The 26,114-nt window shown below is 68.8% G+C and carries 24 protein-coding genes; 10 read left to right on the forward strand and 14 right to left on the reverse strand.

Annotated elements, in window-relative coordinates; all coding sequences use genetic code 11:
* Positions 1-9: 9 nt before the first annotated feature.
* Together QZM15_RS16745 and QZM15_RS16750 are read right to left on the reverse strand one after the other, a co-directional pair.
* Entirely contained in the window at positions 10-339 is a 330-nt protein-coding gene (locus QZM15_RS16745; RefSeq protein WP_302106813.1) for a type II toxin-antitoxin system Phd/YefM family antitoxin, read from the reverse strand.
* A 93-nt stretch (positions 340-432) separates the two neighbouring features.
* Positions 433-1,077 (reverse strand): TetR/AcrR family transcriptional regulator, encoded by a 645-nt coding sequence (locus QZM15_RS16750; RefSeq protein WP_302106814.1) that lies wholly within the window; start codon positions 1,075-1,077, stop codon positions 433-435.
* A 103-nt stretch (positions 1,078-1,180) separates the two neighbouring features.
* Here QZM15_RS16750 and QZM15_RS16755 point away from each other — a divergent pair, with 103 nt between their 5' ends.
* The 3 genes from QZM15_RS16755 to QZM15_RS16765 are packed head-to-tail and all read left to right on the forward strand — an operon-like array spanning position 1,181 to position 4,672.
* Entirely contained in the window at positions 1,181-2,083 is a 903-nt protein-coding gene (locus QZM15_RS16755) for an SDR family oxidoreductase (RefSeq protein WP_302106815.1), read from the forward strand.
* Positions 2,080-3,681, forward strand: a complete 1,602-nt coding sequence (locus tag QZM15_RS16760) for an NAD(P)/FAD-dependent oxidoreductase (RefSeq protein ID WP_226221470.1) — start codon at positions 2,080-2,082, stop codon at positions 3,679-3,681. Before QZM15_RS16755 ends, QZM15_RS16760 begins: the two co-directional genes overlap by 4 nt.
* Before the next feature lie 7 nt (positions 3,682-3,688).
* Positions 3,689-4,672 carry an alpha/beta fold hydrolase gene (locus QZM15_RS16765; protein ID WP_302106816.1) on the forward strand — a complete coding sequence of 328 codons (984 nt, stop codon included), beginning with the start codon at positions 3,689-3,691 and terminating at the stop codon, positions 4,670-4,672.
* A gap of 63 nt (positions 4,673-4,735) precedes the next feature.
* On the opposite strand, the gene QZM15_RS16770 is transcribed toward QZM15_RS16765, so the two are convergent.
* A complete protein-coding gene (locus QZM15_RS16770; protein ID WP_059580213.1) occupies positions 4,736-5,134 on the reverse strand; it encodes a carboxymuconolactone decarboxylase family protein in 399 nt (132 codons plus the stop codon).
* Positions 5,135-5,495: 361 nt separating this feature from the next.
* Here QZM15_RS16770 and QZM15_RS16775 point away from each other — a divergent pair, with 361 nt between their 5' ends.
* The 3 genes from QZM15_RS16775 (at position 5,496) to QZM15_RS16785 (ending at position 10,320) form a co-directional block, all read left to right on the forward strand.
* The gene (locus tag QZM15_RS16775) at positions 5,496-7,682 is read left to right on the forward strand and encodes a collagen-like triple helix repeat-containing protein (protein WP_302106817.1); all 2,187 of its coding nucleotides are present in this window, start codon (positions 5,496-5,498) and stop codon (positions 7,680-7,682) included.
* A gap of 127 nt (positions 7,683-7,809) precedes the next feature.
* Positions 7,810-9,093 (forward strand): isoprenylcysteine carboxylmethyltransferase family protein, encoded by a 1,284-nt coding sequence (locus QZM15_RS16780; protein WP_302106818.1) that lies wholly within the window; start codon positions 7,810-7,812, stop codon positions 9,091-9,093.
* Positions 9,094-9,669: 576 nt separating this feature from the next.
* Positions 9,670-10,320, forward strand: a complete 651-nt coding sequence (locus tag QZM15_RS16785) for a histone acetyltransferase (protein ID WP_226221474.1) — start codon at positions 9,670-9,672, stop codon at positions 10,318-10,320.
* 148 nt (positions 10,321-10,468) lie between these two features.
* On the opposite strand, the gene QZM15_RS16790 is transcribed toward QZM15_RS16785, so the two are convergent.
* From QZM15_RS16790 to QZM15_RS16810, 5 genes are all read right to left on the reverse strand, one after another.
* Positions 10,469-11,095: a DUF2894 domain-containing protein gene (locus QZM15_RS16790; protein ID WP_302106819.1), complete on the reverse strand. Its 627-nt coding sequence runs from the start codon at positions 11,093-11,095 to the stop codon at positions 10,469-10,471.
* On the reverse strand, positions 11,092-11,736 hold the full coding sequence (locus QZM15_RS16795) for an OmpA family protein (protein WP_059640250.1): 645 nt from the start codon (positions 11,734-11,736) through the stop codon (positions 11,092-11,094). The genes QZM15_RS16790 and QZM15_RS16795 overlap by 4 nt, the downstream gene beginning before the upstream one ends.
* 3 nt (positions 11,737-11,739) lie before the next feature.
* Complete coding sequence (locus QZM15_RS16800) at positions 11,740-14,547, reverse strand: DUF802 domain-containing protein (RefSeq protein WP_302106820.1); 2,808 nt, start codon at positions 14,545-14,547, stop codon at positions 11,740-11,742.
* 10 nt (positions 14,548-14,557) lie between these two features.
* Positions 14,558-15,331 carry a DUF3348 domain-containing protein gene (locus QZM15_RS16805; RefSeq protein WP_302106821.1) on the reverse strand — a complete coding sequence of 258 codons (774 nt, stop codon included), beginning with the start codon at positions 15,329-15,331 and terminating at the stop codon, positions 14,558-14,560.
* A gap of 290 nt (positions 15,332-15,621) precedes the next feature.
* Positions 15,622-16,260, reverse strand: coding sequence for a LysE family translocator (locus tag QZM15_RS16810; RefSeq protein WP_027805824.1), 639 nt, complete (start codon positions 16,258-16,260; stop codon positions 15,622-15,624).
* Positions 16,261-16,619: 359 nt separating this feature from the next.
* On the opposite strand from QZM15_RS16810, the gene QZM15_RS16815 reads away from it, so the two are divergent.
* Entirely contained in the window at positions 16,620-17,198 is a 579-nt protein-coding gene (locus QZM15_RS16815; RefSeq protein ID WP_302106822.1) for a hypothetical protein, read from the forward strand.
* Positions 17,199-17,377: 179 nt separating this feature from the next.
* Positions 17,378-18,757 (forward strand): FAD-containing oxidoreductase, encoded by a 1,380-nt coding sequence (locus QZM15_RS16820; RefSeq protein ID WP_302106823.1) that lies wholly within the window; start codon positions 17,378-17,380, stop codon positions 18,755-18,757.
* Between the two features lie 80 nt (positions 18,758-18,837).
* On the opposite strand, the gene QZM15_RS16825 is transcribed toward QZM15_RS16820, so the two are convergent.
* Positions 18,838-19,731, reverse strand: a complete 894-nt coding sequence (locus QZM15_RS16825; protein WP_302106824.1) for an SDR family oxidoreductase — start codon at positions 19,729-19,731, stop codon at positions 18,838-18,840.
* A gap of 95 nt (positions 19,732-19,826) precedes the next feature.
* Between QZM15_RS16825 and QZM15_RS16830 the strand changes: the two genes are divergently transcribed.
* A complete protein-coding gene (locus tag QZM15_RS16830; RefSeq protein ID WP_104012994.1) occupies positions 19,827-20,684 on the forward strand; it encodes a helix-turn-helix transcriptional regulator in 858 nt (285 codons plus the stop codon).
* Positions 20,685-20,852: 168 nt separating this feature from the next.
* Here QZM15_RS16830 and QZM15_RS16835 read toward each other — a convergent pair whose 3' ends face one another.
* The gene (locus QZM15_RS16835; RefSeq protein ID WP_059580183.1) at positions 20,853-21,236 is read right to left on the reverse strand and encodes a hypothetical protein; all 384 of its coding nucleotides are present in this window, start codon (positions 21,234-21,236) and stop codon (positions 20,853-20,855) included.
* Between the two features lie 376 nt (positions 21,237-21,612).
* Between QZM15_RS16835 and QZM15_RS16840 the strand changes: the two genes are divergently transcribed.
* Positions 21,613-22,560, forward strand: coding sequence for a GlxA family transcriptional regulator (locus QZM15_RS16840; RefSeq protein WP_104012995.1), 948 nt, complete (start codon positions 21,613-21,615; stop codon positions 22,558-22,560).
* 104 nt (positions 22,561-22,664) lie between these two features.
* On the opposite strand, the gene QZM15_RS16845 is transcribed toward QZM15_RS16840, so the two are convergent.
* From QZM15_RS16845 to QZM15_RS16860, 4 genes are all read right to left on the reverse strand, one after another.
* On the reverse strand, positions 22,665-23,138 hold the full coding sequence (locus QZM15_RS16845) for an SgcJ/EcaC family oxidoreductase (protein WP_124863847.1): 474 nt from the start codon (positions 23,136-23,138) through the stop codon (positions 22,665-22,667).
* Between the two features lie 67 nt (positions 23,139-23,205).
* Positions 23,206-24,060 carry a DJ-1/PfpI family protein gene (locus QZM15_RS16850; RefSeq protein WP_302106825.1) on the reverse strand — a complete coding sequence of 285 codons (855 nt, stop codon included), beginning with the start codon at positions 24,058-24,060 and terminating at the stop codon, positions 23,206-23,208.
* A 153-nt stretch (positions 24,061-24,213) separates the two neighbouring features.
* Positions 24,214-24,960, reverse strand: coding sequence for an SDR family oxidoreductase (locus tag QZM15_RS16855; protein WP_302106826.1), 747 nt, complete (start codon positions 24,958-24,960; stop codon positions 24,214-24,216).
* A gap of 226 nt (positions 24,961-25,186) precedes the next feature.
* Entirely contained in the window at positions 25,187-26,092 is a 906-nt protein-coding gene (locus tag QZM15_RS16860) for an IclR family transcriptional regulator (protein WP_302106827.1), read from the reverse strand.
* Between the last annotated feature and the right edge of the window lie 22 nt (positions 26,093-26,114).

Below are 26,114 nucleotides of genomic sequence, written 5' to 3' on the forward strand. Positions count from 1 at the left end.
GCAACGACTTCAGATCCCTGCGCGTATCGCACACGATATGCACGACTTCGTCGGGAATCCTGCCCTGAGCCGGAAAGGCACGAATCGATGCGATCGCGTCTCCTCCTCGACGGGACGAAAGTAGCCCTGCTCGATTTCGCGATTGCCGAGCGCAAGCAACTTCAGCAACGCGAGCGTCTCTTCATGCTCCTCGCACGACTTGACGTCCATGACGACGAGCTTCGCCTCACCGTTCCGGGTGATGAGCATCGGCTCGCGGCTCTCCGAGATGTCGTTGACGATCCCGGCCGCATGGCGCTTGAGATAACTGATCGGCTTGACTCGAGTCGAGAATTTCATGGAACGCATCCTTTGCCGGGCACCGGATGAGACCGACTATAGTCTGAATTCGGTCCTGCGCGAGACGAGGGCCGCCGACTGTTCCCGACGCCCTTACTCGCCCGCTTCCCTCAACGTCCCCAGCAACACCTTCCTGCAACTCGCGATCATCTGCGCTTCCGGATCGCGATAGCCGGTCAGCAGCCACGCCGCGCCGACGTTCGTCATCGCGCCCACCAGCGCGAGACCGATCAGCCGCTGCTCGGTTCGCTCCGCGGGCGTGACGGCCTCGCGCGACGCGCCGATCGCCATGATCAGCTTGCCGAAGTCGATCAGCATGCGCTGGTACGTCATGTCGGTATCGGCGCTCACGCCCATCACCTCGAGCAGCAGCACGCGCGCCGCGCACGGATCACGCAGGAACGCGAAAAACGCGGCGAGCCCCGCGTCGACACGCTCGCGCAGTTCACCGCCGCGCGCGGCGACCGCCTGAGCGACCGCGTCATGCAACTGCTGCGCGTGATGCAGGTAGGTGCAGCGCAACAGATCCTCGGTGCTGTCGAACGCCGCATAGAAATAGCGGTCGTTCAGCTTCGCTTCCTGGCAGATCGACCGCACGGTCGCCTTGCGAAAACCCACCGTGCCGAACACGCGCGTCGCCGCGCGAATCAACGCGTCGCGCCGCTCGGCGGCCCGTACCTCGGGCGCCACGCCGCCATACGACCGGCCCCTTTTTTCCGTTTCGAGTGCTTTCTCCATTCCGCTATTTGACATCAGGACACCCGAAAACTAAAGTGGTGACGAACAACACCACAATAGATGCGCCGCCGGTACAGTGCAAGCGGAACGGGAGGAACGACGGATGAAGGGATTTTCCGGCAAGGTCGCCGCGATCACGGGCGCCGGTTCAGGCATGGGCCGCAGCCTCGCGGTCGAGCTCGCGCGGCGCGGCTGCGAGGTCGCGCTCGCCGACGTCAGCGAAGCCGGCCTCGCCGGCACCGCGGCCGCCTGCGCACGGCACGGCGTGCGCGTGAGCACGCGGCGGCTCGACGTCGCCGACCGCGACGCGATGTTCGCGTGGGCCGATTTCGTGCGCGCCGAGCACGGCAAGGTCAACCTGATCTTCAACAATGCGGGCGTGTCGCTGGCCGCCAGCGCCGAGACCGCGCGTCTCGCCGATCTCGAATGGATCGTCGGCATCAATTTCTGGGGCGTCGTACACGGCACGCAGGCGTTCCTGCCGCATCTGCGCGCGTCGGGCGACGGCCACGTCGTCAACACGTCGAGCCTGTTCGGGCTCGTCGCGATGCCCACGCAAAGCGCATACAACGCGACCAAGTTCGCGGTGCGCGGCTTCACCGAGGCGCTGCGAATGGAACTCGAACTCGACGGCGCGCCTGTGAGCGCGACCTGCGTGCATCCGGGCGGCGTCGCGACGCGCATCGTCGATGCTGGCCGTGTCGACACCAGTATCCACGCGCTGACGGGCCAGGACGAAGCGACCCATCGCCGCCAGGCCAACCGCCTGATCAACGCGACGACGGCCGACGAGGCCGCGCGGCAAATCCTCGCGGGCGTCGAGCGCAATGCGCGCCGCGTGCTCGTCGGCGCCGACGCGCGCCGGCTCGACCGGATCGCGCGCGTGCTCGGCGCCGGCTACCAGTGGCTGATGCTGCGCCACGTGCGCCGCGCCCGCACCCGCAACCTCGCACGCGCGCACGCACCCGCCGCGCGCCCGACCACGCCGACCCAGGACCGCGCATGACCTCGACGACGACCGACCGGCGCGACGCGCCGCCCGCCCCCGACGCCCGCCAAGACAGTGGCGATAACCATGACGATCGCGAACAGCGCGACCTCGACGTGCTGATCGTCGGCGCAGGCCTGTCCGGCATCGGTGCCGCGTATCACCTGAAGCAGCGCTGCCCGCATGCGAGCGTGGCGATCGTCGAGGCGCGCGACGCGATCGGCGGCACCTGGGACCTGTTCCGCTATCCGGGCGTTCGTTCGGATTCCGACATGTTCACGCTCGGCTACAGCTTCCGCCCGTGGCACAGCGACAAGGCGATCTCCGACGGCCAGACGATCCTCGACTATATCCGCGACACCGCGCGCACCTACGGCATCGACAAGACGATCCGCTACGGCAGGAAGGTCGTCGCGGCCGACTGGGATTCGAGCCGCGCGCGCTGGACGGTACGCATCGAGCGCACGCAAAACGGCGCGACCGACACGCTCGTCTACACCTGCCGCTTCCTGTTCATGTGCAGCGGCTACTACGACTACGACGCAGGCTATCTGCCCGACTGGGCCGGCATGGACACGTTCGAGGGCAAGCTGGTGCATCCGCAGCACTGGCCGAAGGATCTGTCGTACGCGAACCGGCGCGTGGTCGTGATCGGCAGCGGCGCGACGGCCGTCACGCTCGTGCCGTCGATGGCGGCCGACGCCCGGCACGTGACGATGCTGCAGCGCTCGCCGACCTACATCGTGTCGCTGCCCGCGCGCGACCGGATCGCGAACGCGCTGCGCCGCGTGCTGCCGTCGCGGCTCGCGCACCGGCTGGTGCGCGTGAAGAACGTACTGCTGACGATGTACCTGTACAACGTGTCGCGCCGCAAGCCCGAGCAGACGAAGAAGTTCATCATCCGCGCGGCCCGCAAGCAGCTCGGCCCCGACTTCGACGTCGCGAAGCACCTGACGCCGCGCTACATGCCGTGGGACCAGCGCGTGTGCCTCGTGCCGAACGGCGACCTGTTCAAGGCGATCCGCGCGGGCCGCGCGTCGATCGTCACCGACGAGATCGAGCGCTTCACGCCGACCGGCCTCCGGCTGAAGAGCGGCCAGCAGCTCGACGCGGACGTGATCGTCACCGCGACCGGGCTGAAGGTGAAGATGCTCGGCGGCGCGCGCGTGACGGTCGACGGCCGCGTGGTCGATTTGCCGGAGACGGTGTCGTACAAGGGCATGATGTACAGCGACGTGCCGAACCTCGCGTCGTCGTTCGGCTACACGAATGCGTCGTGGACGCTGAAGGCCGAGCTGATCGCGCGCTACGTGTGCCGGCTGCTCAACCACATGCGCGCGAACGGGTACGACACGTGCGTGCCGCGGCTCGGCGCGGGCGACCTCGGCGACGTGCCGGCGGTCAACCTGAGCTCCGGCTACATCCAGCGCGCGGCCGGCATCCTGCCGAAGCAGGGGCGCCGCAAGCCGTGGAAGTTCCACCAGAACTACGTGCTCGATCTCGCGTCGCTGAAATTCAGCGCGCTCGCCGATTCCGCGATGCATTTCGAACGCCGCGCCACAACCGGCCCGGCCGCCACCGCGCCGGCTGCCGAACCCGCACTCGAAACCCGCTGAGGCCGACATGACCCCTACGCTCCATCTGATCGAGAACGTACTGCTCGGCGTCGTCGCGGTGCTCGCCGCGCTCGCGCTGTTTTCCGCTTACGTGGCCCGTCGCGTGACGCGCGCGTTTCCGCCTGAAGGCCGCTTCGTCGACATCGACGGCGACCGCATCCACTACGTCGAATACGGCAACGGCCCGCCGATCGTGTTCGTCCACGGGCTCGCGGGGCAATGGCGCAATTTCGCGTACCTGCCGCTCGCGCGGCTCGCGCAGCAGCATCGCGTGATCCTGATCGACCGGCCCGGCGCCGGCCGCTCGCTGCGCGGCGCGGCCTCGCAGGCGAACGTGTTCGCGCAGGCCCGCACGGTCGCCGCGTTCATCGACGCGCTGAAACTCGACAAGCCGGTGCTGGTCGGCCACTCGCTCGGCGGCGCGATCGCGCTCGCGGTCGGCCTCAACCATGCGGACCGCGTGAGCCGGCTCGCGCTGATCGCGCCGCTGTCGCACGAGCAGACCGAACCGCCCGCGCCGTTCAAGCCGCTGATGCTGCCGTCGCCGCTCGTGCGCCGTTTCGTGTCGTGGACCTTCGCGATTCCGCTGACGATCCTGACCGGGCGCAAGGCCGTACGCCAGGTGTTCGCGCCGGAGGACGTGCCGCGCGACTTCCCGGTCAAGGGCGGCGGCCTGCTCGGGATGCGCCCGCACGTGTTCTACGCGACGGCGACGGACCTGCTGTCGGCGCCCGTCGATCTGCCCGCGATGGAGCGCCGCTATCCGGAACTCGCGCTGCCGGTCGACGTGCTGTACGGCCGTGCCGATCCGATCCTGAACTGGCGCGCGCACGGCGACGCGCTCGCGCAGAAATCGGCGCGCGTGCGGCTGAAGGTCGTCGAAGGCGGGCACATGCTGCCGGTCACGCTTCCCGAAGCGACGGCCGACTGGTTGCTCGAAGTCGCCGCCGCGCCGGTCGACGTCGCCGCGCAGCCGGTGCGCATCGCGTAGGTCGCGGCGGCGACGCAGGGCCGGATTCCGATGCCGTGCCGGGCAGCCGGCGCCGCATCGGGTTCAGGCTCCGTCGTCGGGTATCGACAGCCCGAGATCGGCGATCACCTCGCGCGCGTTGCGAAACGCCTCGACCGCGGCAGGCGCCCCTGCGTACAACGCGCTGTGCAGCAATACCTCGCGGATCTCGACGAGGCTCGCGCCGTTGTTGAGCGCGCCGCGAACATGGCCCTTCAGCTCCGTGCCGCGGCCGAGCGCCGCCAGCATCGCGCACGTGCACAGGCTGCGCGTCTTCAGGTCGATCCCGCCCCGCTGCCACGTGCTGCCCCACGCATGCTCGTTCAGCCAGTCCTGCAACGGGCGCGAAAATCCGTCGAGGTCGCGCATCGCGCGCTCGACGAACGCCTCGCCCATCACGTCGATCCGCCGCGCCTTGCCGTATTCCCTGTCCTGTTCGCTCATGTCGATGTCCTGGTTGGAGTCGAGACCGCTTCGGCGTCGCCGGCGGCCGGAGGATGTCGCGCCATGTTCGGGCGAGGCGCGCGTTTCGTCAAAGATGCGGTGCTCGGTTCGCGGCCGGTCGCGTACCGGGCGGCCGAACGCTACGTAACATCCGGGCGCGCGTTACGGCGCCTGACGGGAACATCGCAGCCGCGACGTGCGCGCGCCGCACGCGCCTGTCGCGCGAAACCGCCATTCCTCCGTTTAAATCGCGTCGATATTCGCGGTTTCCGCAATAAATCGCGACACCGTTTCGCGAAACCTGTCATGGCGCGGAATTTGCAGTGAAGGCCTGGGACACACTTCCAATGTCGAGGCCAACATGCACACTCTCTTCAAGAAGACGACGGTAACGATGGCCGTCTCGTCGCTGCTCGCGCTGTACGGCTGCGGTTCGGTCGACGGACCGACGACCCCGCCGACGATCAAGCCGAGCACGTCCGGGACGAGCGGCAGTTCGGGAACTTCGGGTACGTCGGGCGGCGGCTCGTCGGGGACATCGGGCGGCGGGAGTTCGGGTACTTCCGGCACCTCGGGTACTTCCGGCACCTCGGGTACTTCCGGCACTTCGGGCACTTCGGGCACTTCGGGTACTTCGGGTACTTCGGGTACTTCGGGTACTTCGGGTACTTCGGGTACTTCGGGTACTTCGGGTACTTCGGGTACTTCGGGTACTTCGGGTACTTCGGGTACTTCGGGTACTTCGGGTACTTCGGGCACGTCGGGCACTTCCGGTACTTCCGGTACTTCCGGTACTTCCGGTACTTCCGGTACTTCCGGTACTTCGGGTACTTCGGGTACTTCGGGTACTTCGGGTACTTCCGGTACCTCGGGCACCTCCGGCACGTCGGGTACTTCCGGTACTTCGGGCACTTCGGGTACTTCCGGCACCTCGGGTACTTCCGGCACTTCGGGTACTTCCGGCACTTCGGGCACGTCGGGCACTTCGGGCACTTCGGGTACTTCCGGCACTTCCGGCACTTCCGGCACTTCGGGCACTTCCGGCACCTCGGGTACTTCCGGCACCTCGGGTACCTCCGGCACCTCCGGCACTTCGGGCACTTCGGGCACTTCGGGCACTTCGGGCACTTCGGGCACTTCCGGCACCTCGGGCACTTCCGGCACGTCGGGTACTTCCGGCACCTCGGGTACTTCCGGCACCTCCGGCACCAGCGTCACCCCGCTCGGCAACGTCCTCCAGAAATCCGGCAACCTCGTGACGGCGCTCGGCACGACGGTCGTGAACGGCGGCACCCAGATCGGCGGCGTGCAGATCCCCGGCACGAACCCGACGACGGCCACCAGCGTCGGCAATGCAGTCAGCAGCCTCGGCAACGGCGTGCAATCGCTCGGCAACGGCGTCGCAGCCGGCCTGGGCTCGATCGGCGTGTCGCCGAACCCGCTCGGCCCGACGATCACGTCGACCACCGGCCTGCTGACCGGCGCCGGCGGTGCGGTCAACAACCTCGGCAATGCCGTGACGAGCCTCGGCACCGGTCCGCTGTCGCCGCTCGCGCCGGCGACGACGCTGGTCGGCAGTCTCGTCAACACGGTCGGCACCGCGGTCAACTCGACCGCATCGGCGCTGAACACGGCGCTGAACAGCGCGCCGGTGCAGCAAATCGAGACGCAACTCGGCAGCGTGATCAACCCGATCACGAACACGCTGACCGGCGGCGTCACGACGCCGGGCGTCACGCAAACGCTCGGCAACGCCACGTTGCTCGGCGCCCCGCTCAGCGGCCTGCTGAACACGCTCGGCAGCGGCCTCGGCCTGGCCGGTTCGCAGGTCGGCGGCGCAACCGGCAACCCGGTCGGCACGAGCGCCGGGAACAGCGTGTCCCAGCTCGGTAACACGGTGGCGTCGGCCGGCGGCCTGCTGTCCAGCGGCAGTTCCAGCAGCGGCACCAATCCGCTCGCCCCGATCACGGGCGTGCTCGGTTCGCTGACGGGCGCACTCGGCGGCGGCAGCAGTTCGAGCGGATCGGGCGGCACCAGCGGTACCAGTGGCGGCCCGCTCGCTCCGATCACCGGCCTGCTCGGCACGGTGACGGGTGCGCTCGGCAGCATCGGCTCGAGCGGCACCGGAGGCACCAGCGGCACCAGCGGCACAAGCGGGACGAGTGGCACGAGCGGCGCGGGTCTCGGCGGCCTGCTCGCGCCGGTCACCAACCTCGTCAACTCGCTGACGCCGCTCGGCGCGAGCCTCACCGGCACCGTCACGACGCCGGGCGGCAACCTGTCCGGCACGCTCGGCGGGGTGCTGACGAGCGGCCCGGTCGGCACGCTCACGGGTGCGCTGGGCACGCCGGCCGGCTCGGCCGGCGCCGTCGGCACGGTCAGCCCCGGCGGCGCGACGGGCACCGTGACGACGCCGGGCGGCAGCGGCTCCGTGGTGACCGGCCTGACCGGCAGCACGAGCGGCGGCGCCGCCAGCGGCACCGGCAACCTGCTGTCGCCGGTCACCAACCTGCTCGGCGGTCTGCTCGGCGCCGGCACCAAGAAGTAAGCCTCGACGCATCACGTATCAGAACGACAGGCCAATGGCCGGGCGCGCATCCATAAACAGCCCGGCCGACGGCCGGCGTCACCCGCCAAGCGGGGGCGCCGGCCCTCATCCCTACGAGGATCCGATCATGAACTCGACGCTCGACGGCATCGTCGCCGCTCCGGACCGCCCACCCCGTTCCGCCACGCCGTTCCGCGCCGGCCTGCTCGGCATCGCGGCCGGGCTCTTCGCGCTGTGGATCACGCGCGACCACCCTGCCCTCGACGCGGCGACACGCGCGGTCCTCGCCAGCCTCGCGATCATCGGCACGATCGCGCTGCACGAACTCTTCATCTCGCGCGTCTACCTGCGTCCGAGCGCGGGGCTGTCACGGCAGGCCGTCCGGCCGCTGAGCGTCGCGCGCGTCGCGACGCGGCTCGGCGCGCTGACGTCGATCTACGCGGGCATCGGCCTCCTCTACTGGCTGCTGCCCGAATACCACGGCGCGTTCTACCTGCCGTTCTGGTCGCTGCTGCGCTCGCTCGCGCCGTACGTGATCGTCGCCGCGCCGTTCTACTTCGCGTGGATGGACCGCCACCAGCGCGAGACCGACGACGCGTACCTGCTGTGGGGCCGCTTCCTGTTTCGCCGCGAGCGGCCCGCGAGCTGGAAGCCGGTGCGCGAGATGCTGGCCGGCTGGGGCGTGAAGGCGTTTTTCCTGCCGCTGATGACCGTCTACCTGTCGAAGGACGCCGATCACCTGAGCGCGTCGCTCGCGAACGCGATGCATGCGCCGATGACGATCGCGACCTTCGTGTTCATGTACGACCTGTCGTTCACGATGGATCTGATGTTCGGCACCGTCGGCTACCTGTGCACGTTCCGCATCCTCGACAGCCACGTGCGCACCGTCGAGCCGACGACGCTCGGCTGGGTCGCCGCGCTGATCTGCTATCAGCCGTTCTGGTCGCTGATCTCGAACAACTACATCCGCTACGAAGGCTCGATGTTCTGGGACAACTGGCTGCTGTCGGCGCCGACGCTGCGCGTGATCTGGGGCGCGGTGATCATCCTGCTCCTGCTGACCTACGCGCTGTGCACGATCTCGTTCGGGCTGCGGTTCTCGAACCTCACCAACCGCGGGATCATCACGTCGGGCCCGTACCGCTTCACGAAGCATCCCGCGTACATCACGAAGAACCTGTCGTACTGGATGGTGTCGGTGCCGTTCGTCGAGCCGCTCGGCTGGCAGATCGGGCTCATGCACTGCGCCGGGCTCGTCGCCGTCAACCTGATCTACTACACGCGCGCGAAAACGGAAGAGCGCCACCTGATGCGCGACCCCGACTATCGCGCGTATGCCGAATGGATCGCGCAACACGGCTTGTTCGCGCGGGTCAGGCAGGCGTTTGGCGGGCGGCAGGCGGTGTGACGGCGCGGCCGGGGCGGCGGTTCATGCCACTCCGGTTCCTCGCGCGGATGCCAAGCGGGCGCGGGCGTCGCACAGGCCGCGACACTTTCCACATGCGCCGTCCAGCGCTCGACGATGCGCTTGCGCGTGGATCTCCACACGCCTGAACGCGCCCCATGCGGCCAATTGTCGCGAAATACGGCGATTCTCCGCTTTTCGTCGCTTTTCTCCGCCCGTCCGATTGCCCGCTCCCGACGCGTCGCGTATGGTGCTGGCCGTCCGCGTACGATCCGTCGCCGGACACCCGACCGTCGCCCCGCGCGGCGGCCGCGCGGGCCGTGCCCGCCGCTCACCGTCTCCGCGATGCCGCCCGTTCGGCGCCGCGCGTTCATGAGGAAAGAGGCGTGATCCACAAAGTCCTGATCCTGTTCGCACTCTGCATCGCGGGCCTCGCCGCGATCGCCGCCGGTTTCCAGCACATCCCCAGCTGATTCGCGGCCCCGGCTCGCTTCGCCGAGCCCGGGGGCCGCTTTCATTTCCGTTTCCCCGTTGCCATGAACTTCTTTCTCGATGCGCCCGGGACGGGCGCCTTTTGCCATGCGTATCGACGTACAGCATTCCCAGCACGACATCGACGACGAACTCGACACCCTTTATGAACGTCTCCACCAGCCGGGGCATCGCCTGCACGGGCTGCCGGGCGTCGCGCTCGGCCGCTCGGGCCTGATCGTGCGCCATCGCGAAGCCGACGGCGAATACTTCCTGTACGTCGAGGATCCGTCGGCCCGGCAGCTCGCCGGCTATACGGTGTTCAACCGGCTTCCCGAAATCCCGCGCCGCGCCGACCGCTACCTGCGCGCGCCGCACACACGGCTGCGCGGCTCGGCGCAACGCCAGGGCCTCGCGACGACGCTGTACCGCTGGGGGCTCGACGCGGGCCTGTGCCTCATCAGCGGCGCGCGCCAGTCGGTCGGCGCCGCGCGGCTGTGGACGGCGCTCGCGCAGGACTACCGGCATGGTTTCGTCGATGTCGAAGGCCGCGCACTGCGTTATCTCGGCGAGACCGTTGCCGACGACGTGCACGGCGCGCTGCACACGCGGCGGCTGTTGCTCGGGAAAGGCTGGGCGCTCGACACGTTCGCGCAGGCGGCCGGGATGAGCGATACATGGCCCGAACGCCGATGCGATAATCCGTCGGATCCGCGCGACGCGCGGGCTCAACCCGCCAATCGAAACGCCCTTCGATGACGCTCGATCCCCGCACCGACGTCGAACGCACGCGCGATATCGGCACGGGTCGAAGCATTGCACGCGCTACGCGCGGCGATCGACGCCCCAACGCCGAACCGGTAGGCGATCCGCACGCGGACCGCGCGCGGCGCGGCGTGACGTGGCGTTATCGCGCCTTGGCGCGCGTCGACTTCTTGGCCGGTTTGGCGGCCTTCGCGCGCGGCGCTTCCTTCTCGGGCTGCGCGCCGCCGCCGGCGAGATCCTCGAGCCATGCGAGCGCATCGACGTACGACAGGAACTGCTGCAGATAGTCCGGCGACAGTTCGCGCATCGTCGCGAGCGAGCGGTGCACCAGGCTGTTCGAGTTGAGCGGCCCCGCGTTGCGCGGCACCTGGTCGAGCGACTGTCGATACTGCTGCTCCGTGCGGACTCTCGACCACGTCGCGCGGAAGTAGTCGACCAGTTCGGGATCGAGCCCGCGCCGGTCGGCCCGAGCATCGCGCGCGAGCCCTTCGACGAGCGCGGCAAGCGCGCCACGCGCGGGCGCACCCGGCGAAGCCTCCACCGTCATGCGCGTCGCTTCGGCTTCGCGCGCACGCGCGACGGTCTCCGCAAACCCTTCGACCAGCGCCGCCAGCCGCGCGTCGAGCAGCGCGCGCGCGGCGCCGTCGAGCACGGCCGTGCGCCGTTCGAGCGCATCGATCCGATGAAAGCGCACGGGATCGAGCCGGTCGGCGCCCTGCTCGCGCCATGCATCGAGCGTCGCGCGTACCCGCGTCGCGTCGCCCGTCACTTTGCCTTTCCTCCGTTCGACGCCGACTTGCGCGGCACCGGCGCGATCTCCACGCGGCGGTTCTTCGCGCGACCTTCATCGTCCGCATTCGAGCTGACCGGCTGTTCGGAGCCGAACGCGGCCGCGAACACCGACGAGGCCGGCACGCCGGCATCGATCAGTGCGCGCGTGACCGTCAACGCGCGCTTGGCCGACAGTTCCCAGTTGTCCGCGAACAGGCGGTTGCCGGCGTGCACCTGCTGGTCGTCTGCGAAGCCGCTGACCATCAGGATCTCGTCGCGCGTCTTCAGGTACGTGGCCAGCGGGCTGGCGAGCGTCTTCAGCAGGTCGCGGCCAGCGGGCTGCAACTGGTCGGAATTCAGCGCGAACAGCACGTTGCCGCTGATGCCGATGCGCCCGTTCACGAGCGTCACGCGGCCGGCCGCGAGCGGCCCGGCGAGCGCCTGTTCGAGCGACTTGCGCTGCCGCGCCTCGAGCTGGCGCGCGCGCACCGCTTCCTCGAGCTTCGACGTGAGCTGGAGCTGCATGCCGATCACGCCGACGAGGATCAGCACGAACGCGCCGAGCAGCACCGACATCAAGTCGGCGAACGCGGGCCATACCGGCGCCGATTGCGCGCCGCCGTCGATTTCGTCGTGCATGCGTTACGCTCCGACGGGCGCCCGCCGGCCGGCGAGCTGCTGCAGGTCTTCGACGATCTGCTTTTGCGACATCACGCTCAGGTCGATCACCTCGCGCGCCTGCGCGACGTAGTACTCGAGCTGTTCGTCGCTGCGCGCGAGCGATTTCTCGAGCGCGGCCTCGATGCGCTGCAGATGCGCGAGCAGCTTGTCGTTCGATTCGCCGAACACCTGCACGGCCATCCCGAACGCGTCGCCGAGGCTCGCCACCTCGACGGCGCCGGCCGTGACCTGCGCGGCCACCGAATCGAGCTTGCGCGTTTCGGCATCGACGGTGTCGTTGAAGCGCGCACCGACGCGATCGAGCAGATCGGCCGACGTGCTGACGAGCGCGTCGATCGCGGCACGCTGTTCGGTCGATGCATGGTTGACCGCGCCGAGCAGCGTCTCCAACGTCGCGAGCAGGCGGCTGCGTTCCTCGAGCGTCGCGGTGTCGCGCACCATGCTGTCGGACAGGCGCTGGCGCAGCTCGGCGACGACGTCGGCCGCGGCCTTCGGCGCCTCCGACGCGGCCTGCACGAGACGTGCGATTTCGTTGATCGTGTCGCTCGCGTGAACCTGCGCCTGCGCGGTGATGTCGTTCGCGGTGCGGGTGAGCGTGTCGCAGATGTCCTGCTGGCGCGCCGCGGCCTGCGCGCTCGTCTGCGCCCATTCGTCGCGCAGCGCGGCCGCCATCGCGGCGAGCGAATCGTTCCATGCAGCGAGACGTTCTTCGTCGCGTGCTGCCAGTTGCGATTGGAGGCCGGTGTGCGATTCGCGGATCGTCGATAGCAAATCGTTCGTGCGTTGTTCGAACGCCGATGCCTGTGCGGCCAGGTCGCGCGTCGTTTGAGCGAGCGCGTCGCAGATTTCCTGCTGACGGCCGGCGCTGTGCACGCCAGCACGCTGCCATTCTTCGCCGAGCTTCGCGGCCATTGCGGCCAACGAATCGTTCCACGCAGCGAGGCGTTCTTCGTCACGCGCCGCCAGTTGCGATTGCAGGCCGGTGTGCGATTCGCGGATTGTCGACAGCAGATCGTTCGAGCGTTGTTCGAACGTCGATGCCTGTGCGGCCAGGTCGCGCGTCGTCTGAGCGAGTGCATCGCAGATTTCCTGCTGACGGCCGGCGCTGTGCACGCCAGCACGCTGCCACTCTTCGCCCAGCTTCGCGGCCATTGCGGTCAGGGAATCGTTCCACGCAGCGAGGCGCTCTTCGTCACGCGCCGCCAGTTGCGATTGCAAGCCCGTGTGCGACTCGCGGATCGTCGACAGCAGATCGTTCGAGCGTTGTTCGAACGTCGATGCCCGTGCGGCCAGATCACGCGTCGTCTGAGCGAGTGCATCGCAGATTTCCTGTTGACGACCGGCACTATGCGCGCCCGCACGCTGCCATTCGTCGCCGAGCTTCGCGGCCATCGCCGCCAGCGAGTCGTTCCACGCAGCGAGACGTTCTTCATCGCGTGCGGCCAGTTGCGTCAGCAAACCCGCGTGCGACTCGCGCATCGCGGCGAGCGTCGCGGCCGAATGGCGTTCGAACGTCGCGGCCGCTTCGCCGAGCGCACGCGCATGCTGGCCGGCCAGCGTCTCGCCGACCTGCTCCTGGCGCGCCAGCGCATCGCGCCAGGCGTCCGACAGGCGGCCTTCGGTCGATTCGAGGCGCGTCGCGACGCCGTCGAGCAAATCCGACGAACGCTGCGCGAACGTGTCGGTGAACTGGCCGAGCGTCGTCTGCAACTGCTGCGCGACGGCGTTGCCGGCCTGACGTTGTTCGTCGATCGCGCGGTTCCACACAGCCGTCACGTTGCCGGTGGTCTTCTCGAAGCCGTCCGTCAGCCCGTCGAGCTGACGCTGCACCGCGCCCGTCACGGTGTCGCGCAGCGCGGCCATCTCCTGCGCGAGCCCCGTCATCGTCGCGGCGACGACCGGCTGCAACGCGGCGCCGGCCACGCGCGCGCTTTCGGCGGCGCTTTCCTTCAGCGCGTCGCCGACGTTCGACGCCAGGCCCGCGTACGCCCGCTCGGTCCGGTCGAAAAACGCCTGCTGGCTTTCGAGCTGGCGATCGTGCAACGCGACGCTGCGCGCCTCGAGCGTCGTCATCATCGTCTGCAACCGGTCGACCAGCGCCGGCATCACGTCGGCCTGCCGCTGCAGCAGCCGGAACGATTCGTCGCGCTGGTGCGCGGACGAATGCACGCGCAGCGTCGTCGCGATCTTCGCGTCGAGCTGCTGGGCCGCATCGATCCGTTCGCGGCGCACGAGCGCGGACAGCAGCCCGAGCATCGCGGACGTCGCGACGCCGGCGATCGACGTGCCGAACGCGAACCCGAGCCCTTTCACCGGCGCGATCAGCGACGCGCGGATCGCGTCGAGATCGGTCGCGCTCTCGAGCGCGGCGCCCGTGCCCTTCAGCGTGACGACCATCCCGAGCAGCGTGCCGAGCATGCCGAGCAGCACCAGCAGGCCGACGAGGTAAGGCGTGAGCGACGGGCCCGGCAGCGCGACGCGCGCGCCTTCGACGCGGGCGCGCACCGCGCCGCGCAGGCCCGGATGCAGCATGTCGAGCCACGTGTCGAGCTTCGCGGGCGGCTCGGTCAGGCCGGCGACCGCGCGCGACAGCGTGGCGGTCGCCTGCCGGTAGCGCAGCAGCTCCCATGCGCCGGCGACGTAGCACGCGCCGATCAGCAGCGTGACGGCCGCCGCCAGCGGGTTCGATGCGACATAGCCGGCACCGATCCAGCCCACTGCGAGCAGACCGGCGACGAAGACAACGAGATCAAGGCGAATTCTGGACATAGGGTGTGGATTAGCAGGTGCGAAGGGCCGCGAGCAGCCCGTCTACCGTTTGAAACCGGACTTCGAGTTCGGCAAGCAGGATGCTTTGCATCTCGTCGCGAAACGTATCGAGCCATGCGCCGGGCACGATCGCCGCGACGGTCGGGGTATCGGCCACCGGGCCTTCATCGGCCGGGGCGGCGGCGTCGAGTGCGGCCGCGGATTCGGCGTCAGCCAGCGCTTGCCGCTCCGCTTCACGCAGCCGCGCGAAGCGCGTGCCGAGCAGCGCGGGCACGGCCGACAACAGGCTGCGCTCGCGCGCGCCGAGCACGCGCTCCATGATCGTGTCGAGCGTCGCGAGCCGCGCCATCCCGGACGAGCGTGCGGCGAGCGCGACGCGCAGGCGGCCGCGCAACTGGCCGATCGCCGTTTCCATGTCCTGCTGCAGGGTCAGATAACGTTGACGAAAATCCGCGAAATCGGCCGTGTCGGCGGCCGGCGGCGGCGGATCGCCCGGCCGGCGCCGCGCCCGCGGCCGGCTGGCGGCCGTGATCGCCTGCGCGAGATCGTGGCGCACGCGCGCGCAATCGCGCTCCGCGTCGTAGCCGCGCACGCCGGCCGCGACGCCCGGCGGGCTCGCATTCAGCGCGGACGACAGCGTGATCGCGTCGGTCCAGCCGAGCCACTGGCTCAGCCGGTCGGACAGCGTCTGCCGGGATTCCGCGACGTCGGCATCGGCCAGGCGCGCGAGCAGCCGGACGAGCGTCGGACCGCTCAACGCCGGGCGCGGAGATGCTTGCACCATGCTGCAAACCGTCAAAAAAGGCAGCAGTTTACACGTCGTCGGGCAGTCGACCGCCAGAATCGGGGAAGCGGCGCCGTTCGACGCGCCGGTCAACCCATGCGAACGCCCGTCGCGCAAGGCTGGGCGGGCGGCGGTGCCGGGTGGGGAAGCAGGATCGGCGGCAGCCGGCGAGCGGCCGCGCCACGAGGAAGTCATACGTTTGCGAACCGGCCGACTCGCCGGTTCGCGCCGGTACGGCGACGTGCATGGCCGCCGCCGCGCGCGCCGATACGGTCCGGGAATGAAAGCGCTCAGATCCCCGCTTTCGGCGCATTCAGGATCAGCCGCAGCCCGAGCAGCGTGATCGCGCCGGCCGCGATGCGGTCGACCCACTTCTTCGCGCGCAGATAGAGCTCGCGCGGCCGGCGCGTCGAGAAACACAGCGCGACGAGCGTGTACCAGCCGAATTCGACCGCGAACACGAGCGGCGGCAGCACGAGATAGCACCACAGCGGCGGATGCTGCGGGAGCAGCGCCGCGAAGATACTGCCGTACCAGATCGCCGTCTTCGGGTTGCTGAGCTGGGTCGTGAGGCCGGTCCAGAACGACTTGCGCGCGCTGCCGCCGGCCATCGCCTGCGGATCGTCCATCGCGATCGGCCGGTCGGCGCCGCGCCAGATCTTCGACGCCATGTAGATCAGGTACACGCCGCCCGCGACCTTGAGGCCCACGTACAGCCATTCGACGGCCTGCAGCAGCGTGTAGAGCCCGGCCAGCGCGACGCCGCCGAACACGATGCCGCCGATGCCCATGCCGAGTGCGGTGGCGAGCCCGTCGCGGCGCGACAGCCCGATCGAATTGCGGGCAACCAGCACGAAGCTCGGGCCCGGGATCATCGCGCCGAGAAACAGCGCAGCCAGAATGGCGAGTACGGCAGCCGATGCGGTCATCGAAGTCTCCTTGGTCAGCGACGCCGCTGCGCCGGCGCCTGCGTGTCGTTTCCGACGGTCGAGCGCTCGATTCTGGCACGCTTCGCGGATGGCCGAAAGCGGCTGTGCGCTGCTATGCTGGCCCTCTTTCCCGTGATCCCGCGCCGCCCCATGATCGAGATCCGCGTCGCCCGCTATCCCGACGATGCCGCCGTCGCCGATCCGATCATTCGCGAGTCCATCGCGAGCCCGACCGTCAGCCTCGCCTTTCCGAGCGACGAGCCCGGAAATCCGGCGCCGGGCGGCGAGTTGTCCGGACGTGATCTGTCACGCGCCGCGCGACTCATCCCCCTTTCCTCCTTTCGACCGGACCGCCCGTCATGCGCGCCCTTCGCCTTTCCGCCCTGCTGCTCCCGCTGTTCGCCGCCCTCTCGCTCCACGCCCGCGCCGACGGCCTGCCGAAATCGATCGCCGCGCAACTGCCGCCCGGCTACCAGCCGCTGACCGCGCAGGCCGGCCCCGATCTCGACAACGGGCGGCGCAGCTTTCTCGTCGTCGTGCATCGCGCGGTCGATACGCGCGAGCAGCCGTCGCCGCGCCCGCTGCTGATCTACGAGGAACAGGCCGATCACACGTACCGGCTCGCCGCCCGCAACGACCAGGTCGTGCTGCGCGCGAACGAAGGCGGCCAGTGCGATCCGTTCGATCCCGACGATGCGGCCGGCAACGGCTTGTCGGTGAAGGGCCGCTATTTCACCGTGCAGAACGCCGTCGCGTGCGGGCAGCACTGGACCGACTACATCACGTTCCGCTACGACCCGCGCACGCACGGCTGGCTGTTTTCGAACCGGATCGTCACCGAATCGTTTCCGCTCGACGACCAGCCCGACCACGTCACCGTCACGCGCGCCGACGCGCACCGGCCGGTGTCGTTCGGGCAGTGGCAGCGCAAGGACTAGACGCCGCACGCCGCGCCACCCGCGGCGGCGCCGTTTTTCAATACGGCGCGTCGCCCGCCCGACGCTCGCGACACCGGGCCAACAGGTCTACCATAGGCGCTCGTCGCCCGCGCGACCGCCGGCACGGCATGCGGCTTGCGCCTGCCCCTTTCCCCGTTGTCCCCGCCCAGGAGGACGTCATGACGCAACACTTCGATGCGATCGTCATCGGCACCGGCCAGGCCGGGCCGCCGCTCGCCGCGCGGCTCGCAGGCGCCGGCATGAAAGTCGCGATCGTCGAGCGCGGCCGCTTCGGCGGCACCTGCGTAAATACCGGCTGCATCCCCACCAAGACGCTGATCGCGAGCGCGTACGCCGCGCAGCTCGCCCGACGCGCCAGCGAATACGGCGTGTCGGTTGGCGGCCCCGTCACCGTCGATATGAAAGCCGTGAAGGCGCGCAAGGACCAGATCTCGGGCCGCTCGAACCACGGCGTCGAGCAATGGGTGCGCGGCCTCGACAACACGACCGTCTTTCAGGGTCACGCCCGCTTCGAACGCGCGAACGCGGTGCGCGTGGGCGATGACGTGCTCGAAGCCGAACGCATCTTCATCAACGTCGGCGGACGCGCGCAGGTGCCCGCGATGCCGGGCCTCGACTCGGTGCCGTACCTGACCAACTCGACGATGATGGACGTCGACTTCCTGCCCGACCATCTCGTGATCGTCGGCGGCAGCTACGTCGGGCTCGAATTCGGCCAGATGTACCGCCGCTTCGGCTCGAAGGTCACGATCGTCGAGAAGGGCCCGCGCCTGATCCGCCGCGAGGACGAAGACGTGTCGCAGGCCGTGCGCGAGATCCTCGAAAAAGAAGGGATCGACGTGCAGCTCGACGCGAATTGCCTGAGCGCGCGCCGCGACGGCGACGGCATCGTGGTCGGCCTCGACTGCGCGGGCGGCGGCCGCGAGGTGGCGGGCTCGCACCTGCTGCTCGCGGTCGGGCGCGTGCCGAACACCGACGATCTCGGGCTCGACCGCGCGGGCGTCGTCACCGACGCGCGCGGCTACATCACCGTCGACGATCAGTTGCGCACCAACGTGCCCGGCATCTGGGCGCTCGGCGACTGCAACGGGCGCGGCGCGTTCACGCACACCGCGTACAACGACTACGAGATCGTCGCGGCCAACCTGCTCGACGACGATCCGCGCAAGGTGTCCGACCGCATCATGGCCTACGCGATGTACATCGATCCGCCGCTCGGCCGCGTCGGCATGACGCTCGAGGAAGCGAAGCAGACGGGCCGCCGGCTGCTGGTCGGCACGCGCCCGATGACGCGCGTCGGCCGGGCGGTCGAGAAAGGCGAAAGCCAGGGCTTCATGAAGGTGATCGTCGACGCGGATAGCCACGCGATCCTCGGCGCGTCGATCCTCGGCGTGACCGGCGACGAAGTCGTGCACGGGATGCTCGACGTGATGACCGCCGGCGCGCCGTACACGACGATCAGCCGCGCGATGCATATCCACCCGACCGTATCGGAGCTGGTGCCGACGCTGCTGCAGGATCTGCATCCGGTCGAATGACGCACGGCAGGCGGGTGGCCGCGACGTACGCGTGTTCGTCACGGCCCGAGCCGCGCATGATGCGCGGCGCCCGCCGCTCGTCAGCTTTCGAAATACGCCGGCCGGTCGATGTCGGCCAGCAGCCCCGGCTGCGTCGGCGCCCAGCCGAGCGACGCCCGCGTGCGCTCGCTCGTTGCGGGCGCATCCATCCCCGCGAACATCGCGAACCAGCCGAAGTGTTCGCCGGCTTCCTCCGCCGACTTCGCGGCGACCGGCACGTTCAGCCGGCGGCCGATCACCTCCGCGATTTCGCGAAACGGCACGCCCGTATCGTCAACCGCGTGATAGCGCGCGCCGGCCGCGCCGCGCTCGATCGCGAGCCGATACACGCGCGCCGCGTCGAGCCGGTGCACGGCGGGCCAGCGGTTCGCGCCGTCGCCGATGTACGCCGCCCCCCCTTTCTCGCGCGCGAACGCAATCAGGCGCGGCACGAACGCGTGATCGCCGTCGCCGTGCACGGACGGCGGCAGGCGGACGACCGACACGTGCACGCCGCGCGCTTCGAGCGCGACCGCGCTCGCTTCGGACGCACGCGGATAATTCGCCGACACCGGCACATGCGGATCGTCCTCCGTCGCCGCGCGGCCGGGCGCGACGAGCGCGAGGCCCGACGTGACGATCAGCGGCCGCGCCGAGCCGGCGAGCGCCGCGCCGATCGTCTCGATCGCGCGGCGGTCGAGTTCGCAGTTCTGCGCGAAGCGCGAGAAGTCGTGATTGAATCCCGTGTGGATCACCGCGTCGGCGGCTTCGGCGCCGCGCGTCAGGCTCTCGAGATCCTCGAGCGACCCGCGATGGACGTCGGCGCCGGCCGCGGCAACCGATGCCGCCGCTGCATCCGACCGCGCGAGTCCGAGCACCGAGTGCCCGGCGGCCAAGAGTTCGGCGACGACGGCCGAGCCGACGAATCCCGACGCTCCCGTAACAAAGACACGCATGTTCAGCACCTCCGGATGAAATGGAGGCTTACTATCTGCCGAGCGCCGCTCGCGGTGAAGCCGTGACGGTTTACCGGTAAACGAACTAACAGGATATGGCTGACGCCCCCGACAACCTGCTCGGCGCGTACCTGCGGGACCGCCGCGAGAAACTCGACCCGGCCGCGCTCGGGCTGCCGCCCACACGCCGCCGCACGCCGGGCCTGCGGCGCGAGGAAGTCGCGCAGCGCGCGCACGTGAGCGCCGCGTGGTACACGTGGCTCGAACAGGGGCGCGGCGGCGCGCCGTCGGCCGACGTGCTCGACCGGCTCGCCCGCGCGCTGATGCTCAACGACGCCGAACGCGAACACCTGTTCCTGCTCGGCGTCGGCCATCCGCCCGAGGTGCGTTATCACGCGCCGGCCAGCGTGACGCCGCGGCTGCAACGCGTGCTCGATTCGCTCGACGCGAGCCCCGCGATCATCCGCACCGCGACGTGGGACGTCGTCGCATGGAACGACGCCGCGGCCGCGACGCTGACCGACTATGCGACGCTGCCGCCGGCCGCGCGCAACATCCTGCGGCTGATCTTCGTCGACGCGCGCGTGCGCGATGCGCAGCCGAACTGGGAGCGCGTCGCGCGGTTCGCGGTCGGTGCGTTTCGTGCGGACGTCGCGCGCAGCGGCGCGACGCAGGCCGTGCAGGCGTTCGTCGACGAGATGCGCGCGACCAGCGCCGAATTCGACGCGATGTGGCGCGACCACGATATCCGAACGCACGACGAAGGCACGAAGGAGATCCGCCATCCGGAAGTCGGCCGGATCGCGCTCGACTATTCGGCGTTCTCGGTCACCGGCAGTCCGGACCTGAGCCTCGTGACCTTCACGCCGGTGACGCCGGCCGACCGCGAGCGGATCCGGGAACTCGTCGCGGCCCGCGAACGGGGTCGCGCGGCACAGGCGCCGGCTGCGTGACCACGCATGGCCTTCTCGCGAGCCTGGTTCGGGACGGCATGGTTCGACGGATCGCGCAGCAGTCCTTCGCGTTCGATATCCGCGATTGAAAAACGCAGGCGGAAAATGCAAAGAGGCGTCGCGCACGAATGCGCGACGCCTCTTGTTCATTCACGGAAAAATGCCGGATTACGCGGCGCGCTGCAGCAGGTCCGTGGCGAATGACTTCGCATGCGCGACGGCTTCCTGCGCGTCGCCGAATACGCCGAGTTCGTCCCAGTGCTCTTCGGCCGCGTACGTGCCCTTCACGGCGAGCGCTCGCTGAACGCTCAACTGCGCCGCGTAGCGGCCGTCGTCCAGCGGCCGTGCCGTCGCGACGACCTTGTGCGGCGGGCTCGCCCGCTCCGGCTGAACCAGTTCGACAGGACCGCTGGCCGTGCCGATATTCATCAACTCGTTTCGGGTGTTGCAGTCGGGGCAGTAGAAGCACCAGCCCGCGCCCTCCTGATGGTGCCTGACCTGCCCGCGAGCCAGCACGGCACGACATTCGACGTTTTCGCAGATGAACGGCATCGCAGTCTCCGGAGTTGTTTGACGGAAATCCTAGCATGACCGCCGGCGGTCAACCATCGGCATCCGCATGATGGCCGCGGCGGCGGTTTCAGTTCGTGACGGAGGCTCGACCGGGCGGGCGTCGCCGTCTTTCGCTGCGCTGCAATACCGGCGCTTTTTCCCGGATCGGGACGCCCGCTGCGCGAGATCAGCCGGCATTCACCTATCGTCGCTGTTCGTTGCTTCCTGTCGGCATCGCATCCGCGCGGCGCAAACCCATACAGTCGATCGATGAAGACGTAAAGGACGCTTTTCCCTCGTTTCAAGCCAAATGACATGATTCGAGGGTTCCCCCGTAAAATTCGCCATTCCGGCGTTACCGACTCATTGCTTCGTCATGCATCGAATTGGATTCTTCGTCTGCCGCGGCTACGACGCGCTCGATCTTGGCGGGCCGCTATCGGCCTTCAATCAGGTGGCCACGGCCGCCGGCCGCACGCCATACGATCTTCACGTCATCTCGCCATTCGGCGGCCCGATTCCCGGCAATACCGGCCTTTCGATCGACACGAAGCCGATCGGACGGCGCGCGTTCGACACCGTCGTGTTCGTCGGCGGCGATATCGCGCCGATGCAAACGTCGGAGAATATCGTCGCGGCCAGCAAGCTGGCCGCCAGGGCGTCGCGGGTGGCAAGCGTGTGTACCGGCGCATTCCTGCTTGCGGAAACCGGCTCGCTGGACGGGTTGAGAGCGGCGACGCACTGGCGATACGCCGCGCAATTGCAGTCGCGCTTTCCTCGCACACGGGTCGACGGCGACAGCATCTATGTCGTCGACGGCCGCGTCTGGACGTCGGCGGGCATCGCGTCCGGCATCGACCTCGCGCTCGGCATGATCGAACGGGACATGAGCGCGGAGATCGCGCGCGAGGTGTCGCGGCTTCTCGTCGTTCCGTATCGGCGGCCCGGCGGGCAGTCGCAATTCTCCGCGATGTCGCAGATGGAGCCGGAATCGGATCGCATCCGTATCGCACTGAATTTCGCTCGCGAACATCTGGCCGAAGCATTGCCGGTCGAACGGCTCGCCGATGCGGCGAGCTTGAGCGTGCGACAGTTCGGGCGCGCCTTTCGCCGGGAAACCGGGGAAACGCCCGCGAGGGCGGTCGAGCGTCTACGAGTAGAAGCGGCAAGGCTGCGCCTGCAGAGCGGCAGCGAACCGATCGAACAGATCGCGCTGGCGGTGGGATTCACCGATCCGGAACGGATGCGCCGTGCCTTCATCAAGCTGCTCGGGCACCCGCCGCAAGCGGTTCGACGCGAGAGCAGGTCGAACGCCGCGCGCTGATCGGCAGGCGGCCGATCAGCGCGCGGCCGGGTCGACGTCTCGCCAATGGGCGATTGGCGCGTGGGTACCCAACGCGCCATTTCGCCGGACGTCGATAGTCGTCGTCAATCCTTGACCGGCGGGTAAGCGTTCCACATGTCGCGATGCAGCTTCCACGTGCCGCCCTGCTTCAGGAACACGAGCGTCTGCTTCGCGCGGATCTTCAGCACTCCGTCGTGATTGCGAACCTCCACATCCGATACCTCCGTCACGGCCCGGTCGTTACCGTAGAACTCGTAGTTGTCGAACGACACGGTGCCGGGTTTCGATCCGGCATACCCGTTGGTGAAGTACTCGGTGATCGCGCGGCGCCCCGTGACCTTGTCGCCGCCCGGCGGCAAGAGCGCGCCGTCGTCGGTATAGAGACGGCCGATCGCGTCGTAATCCCCTCGCGCAAAGGCGTCCGCCCATCGCGCGTTTTCGGCCTTGATGGCCGCTTCGGGCAGGCGTTGCGCACCAGCGGCGACAGCCGGCGCCGCGAATGCAAAAAAGGACACGCACGCCGCAAGCGCGGCAGTACAAAGATGAATCCGTCGCATCGAATGATTTCCGAATCGGGTTTGAATTGAAGAGGCGGCAACGCTGCTCGCGGTGCCGGCAAGCGTTTCAGCGCACGCCGGGAATGCGTGCGAGCCCCTTTGATGCACCGGGCAGCTTCTTGTCGACCATCGCGACGAGTTCGGGCCGCGCCTCTCTCGGATGACCGGCGTGGAACGGCGGATCGGGATCGTATTCGATCACGAGCTGCGTGTATTCGGCGGCCTGCTGGCCGCGCAGCTTCGCCGCCACGCGCAGCGCGAAGTCGATGCCCGCCGTCACGCCGCCGCCGCTCATGAAGCGGCCGTTGTCGTCTTCGACGAAGCGATCGGGAACGGGAATCGCACCATATTCGGCCAGCTTGTTGACGAACGCCCAATGGCAGGCGCTGCGCTTGCCCTGGAGCACGCCCGTCGCGGCGAGCACGAGCGACCCGTTGCATACCGACGTCACGTGTTTGGCGCTCTCCGCCAGACGGCGGATCTGCGCCTGATACGCCGGCCGCATCGGCACCGACAAATTCGACCCGCCGGGCACGAGGATCACGTCGGTCCGGTCGATATCGGCCAGCCGTTCGGTCTTGCCGTACACGACGCCGAATTCGAGCTTCACGCTGCCGCCGTCGAGGCTCGCATAGCGCACGTTCGTATTCGGCAAGCGGTGGAAGACCTCGCTGGGGCCCGCGAAGTCGAGCAGCGTGCCGCCGTCGTAATTGACGATCAGGATCTCGAGCGGCTCGTTCGGCGCGAGCAGCCCCGTGCTGCCCGCAGGCGCCGGCGCCGGCGTGGCGTGCCCGAGCAACGCGCCGCCGCCCAGCACGGCGCCGAGGGTGGCCACGCTGCCGAACTTCAGGACATCGCGGCGCGAACGGCCTGCCCGCGTGAGCGGCCCGGCGAACGCATGGTTGTCGCTACTGTCGGTCAAGATGATTGCTCCTTGCAACTTCGGCCCATGAGCGCGCGCAACCGCGCCGGGCCGGATCGAAGAAACGCCGCGGCGAACGGCGCGGCGGACGTGAAATCGGGATGAGGATGAGCCGGGGTGACATGCCGGGCCCGGCGATCACGAAGCGCGGGCTTAAAGCTGCGACGCACCGCCGTCGACGACCAGCTCGGTACCGACGACGTACGAGGATTCGTCGCTGGCGAGATAGAGCGCCGCGTACGCGATGTCGTCGGCCTCGCCCATGCGGCCAACCGGAATCGCGTGCGCGAATTCGGCCTTGCGCTCGCGCACCCATTCGTCGGGCTTGCCCCACCTGGACAGCAGCGGCGTATCGATCGGGCCGGGTGCGATCGCGTTGAAACGGATTTTCCGGTCGAGAAATTCGTACGACCAGCTGCGGGCCAGCGAACGCACGGCGGCTTTTGCCGCCGCGGTCAACGAGATGCCGTGCTTGCCGGTCTGATCGACGAACGAGGTATTGAGGATCACCGACGAACCTTCGCGCAGGTACGGCAGCGCTGCTTGAAGCGTGAACACCACACCCTTGACGTTGACGTCCATGATGTCGTTGTAGAGCGTGTCGTCGATGTCGTTCACGGCGGACGGGAACGCCCAGCCCGCGTTGGCGAACACGACATCGAGGCCGCCGAACGTCTCGTCGGCCGCGGCGGCAATCGCGCGTATGTCGTCCAGCGACCTGACGTCGCCCTTGAGCACGAGCGCATGCTCGCCGAGTTCCGCCTTCACGCGCTCGAATGCGGCCTCGTCGCGCCCCGTCACCGCGACGCGCGCACCTTCCGCCATGAACAGCTTCGCGGTGGCCAGACCGATGCCGCTGGTGCCGCCCGTGATCAACACCGATTTATTTTTGAGTCGCATCTTCCGTTCCTTTTCGTGTCGTGATTGACCAGGCCGGCTACGCGACACGCGATGGCGCTTGCGTGCGGGTTCCTGCTTGATCGTTCACGTGCAGTATGGAACGTGACGCGGATGGCTCAAAGGTCGTATAACCCTCGAAAAACGTCATTCGACGCGTTCGATCCGCGCCGGCGGACGGCATGGCGCTTGCGGCAAGCAAGCGATGAAACGGCCACGCGCGACGCGGCTAGACGGTTTTCCCCGACAGCCCGTGCATCGGCCGACGCAACGCGGCGTCGAACGGATTGGTGCGCGGGCCGATCGCGTCGGCCTGACGTCGCAGCAGTTCGACGACCATCGGCATCCGGTCGTCGCCGAGCCGCGACGCGAGCGTGCCGACGCTCAGCGCACCCACCGGATAACCGGTGCGATCGAGAATCGGTACCGCGACACCGGCCATCCCGTCGAGCACGCCGCTGTTGCGGCCCGCGTAGCCGAGTTGCCGCACGCGTTCGATCTCGGTGCGCAGATACACTTCGTCGAGGACACCGTAGCCGCGGATGCGCGGCACGTTGAAGCGGATCACCTCCTCGCGCTCGGCTTCGGGCAGGAAGGCGAGGATCGCAAGGCTGCCCTGCCCGACGCCGAGCGCGATGCGCCCGCCGATATCGCCGGTAAACGAGCGGATCGGAAACGGCCCTTCGCACAGGTCGAGACACACGGCGTCGAAGCCGCTCTTCACCAGCAGGAAGATGGTTTCGCCGAGGCTCGCGCACAGCCGCAGCAGCGCGGGACGACACAGCGTGCGCATGCTGCTCGGGTTGCCGGCCTGCGCGGCGAGCGCGAAAAAGTCGACGCTCAGCCGGTACAGCTTCGACTGCTCGTCCTGTTCGACCATCCCTTCGGCAATCAACGATTGCAGGATGCGGTGCGCGGTGCCCTGCGTCAGGCCGACGGCCTTCGCCAGATGCGTGACGCGCACACCGTCCTGCTGCATGCCGGCCAGCGCGCGCAGGATCGCGAACGCACGGTGCAGCATGCCGGTGCCGGGCGCACCGGCGGAATCGACGGGATCTGCCGCATCGGCGGCGTGCTCGTCCGGGCGCGGCGCGCGGGCGGACGGCGACGTTCCGCGCGAACGAGGTTCCTGCATGTCGGCTCTCCTCGACGATTTC

The organism is Burkholderia sp. AU44665 (genome assembly GCF_030504405.1).
Lineage (GTDB): Bacteria > Pseudomonadota > Gammaproteobacteria > Burkholderiales > Burkholderiaceae > Burkholderia > Burkholderia semiarida.

Coding starts and splice junctions, on each gene's coding strand:
- QZM15_RS16745 (WP_302106813.1), bottom strand. CDS start 339: ATGAAATTCTCGACTCGAGTCAAGCCGATCAGTTATCTCAAGCGCCAT.
- QZM15_RS16750 (WP_302106814.1), bottom strand. CDS start 1,077: ATGGAGAAAGCACTCGAAACGGAAAAAAGGGGCCGGTCGTATGGCGGC.
- QZM15_RS16755 (WP_302106815.1), top strand. CDS start 1,181: ATGAAGGGATTTTCCGGCAAGGTCGCCGCGATCACGGGCGCCGGTTCA.
- QZM15_RS16760 (WP_226221470.1), top strand. CDS start 2,080: ATGACCTCGACGACGACCGACCGGCGCGACGCGCCGCCCGCCCCCGAC.
- QZM15_RS16765 (WP_302106816.1), top strand. CDS start 3,689: ATGACCCCTACGCTCCATCTGATCGAGAACGTACTGCTCGGCGTCGTC.
- QZM15_RS16770 (WP_059580213.1), bottom strand. CDS start 5,134: ATGAGCGAACAGGACAGGGAATACGGCAAGGCGCGGCGGATCGACGTG.
- QZM15_RS16775 (WP_302106817.1), top strand. CDS start 5,496: ATGCACACTCTCTTCAAGAAGACGACGGTAACGATGGCCGTCTCGTCG.
- QZM15_RS16780 (WP_302106818.1), top strand. CDS start 7,810: ATGAACTCGACGCTCGACGGCATCGTCGCCGCTCCGGACCGCCCACCC.
- QZM15_RS16785 (WP_226221474.1), top strand. CDS start 9,670: ATGCGTATCGACGTACAGCATTCCCAGCACGACATCGACGACGAACTC.
- QZM15_RS16795 (WP_059640250.1), bottom strand. CDS start 11,736: ATGCACGACGAAATCGACGGCGGCGCGCAATCGGCGCCGGTATGGCCC.
- QZM15_RS16800 (WP_302106820.1), bottom strand. CDS start 14,547: ATGTCCAGAATTCGCCTTGATCTCGTTGTCTTCGTCGCCGGTCTGCTC.
- QZM15_RS16805 (WP_302106821.1), bottom strand. CDS start 15,331: ATGGTGCAAGCATCTCCGCGCCCGGCGTTGAGCGGTCCGACGCTCGTC.
- QZM15_RS16810 (WP_027805824.1), bottom strand. CDS start 16,260: ATGACCGCATCGGCTGCCGTACTCGCCATTCTGGCTGCGCTGTTTCTC.
- QZM15_RS16815 (WP_302106822.1), top strand. CDS start 16,620: ATGCGCGCCCTTCGCCTTTCCGCCCTGCTGCTCCCGCTGTTCGCCGCC.
- QZM15_RS16820 (WP_302106823.1), top strand. CDS start 17,378: ATGACGCAACACTTCGATGCGATCGTCATCGGCACCGGCCAGGCCGGG.
- QZM15_RS16825 (WP_302106824.1), bottom strand. CDS start 19,731: ATGCGTGTCTTTGTTACGGGAGCGTCGGGATTCGTCGGCTCGGCCGTC.
- QZM15_RS16830 (WP_104012994.1), top strand. CDS start 19,827: ATGGCTGACGCCCCCGACAACCTGCTCGGCGCGTACCTGCGGGACCGC.
- QZM15_RS16835 (WP_059580183.1), bottom strand. CDS start 21,236: ATGCCGTTCATCTGCGAAAACGTCGAATGTCGTGCCGTGCTGGCTCGC.
- QZM15_RS16840 (WP_104012995.1), top strand. CDS start 21,613: ATGCATCGAATTGGATTCTTCGTCTGCCGCGGCTACGACGCGCTCGAT.
- QZM15_RS16845 (WP_124863847.1), bottom strand. CDS start 23,138: ATGCGACGGATTCATCTTTGTACTGCCGCGCTTGCGGCGTGCGTGTCC.
- QZM15_RS16855 (WP_302106826.1), bottom strand. CDS start 24,960: ATGCGACTCAAAAATAAATCGGTGTTGATCACGGGCGGCACCAGCGGC.
- QZM15_RS16860 (WP_302106827.1), bottom strand. CDS start 26,092: ATGCAGGAACCTCGTTCGCGCGGAACGTCGCCGTCCGCCCGCGCGCCG.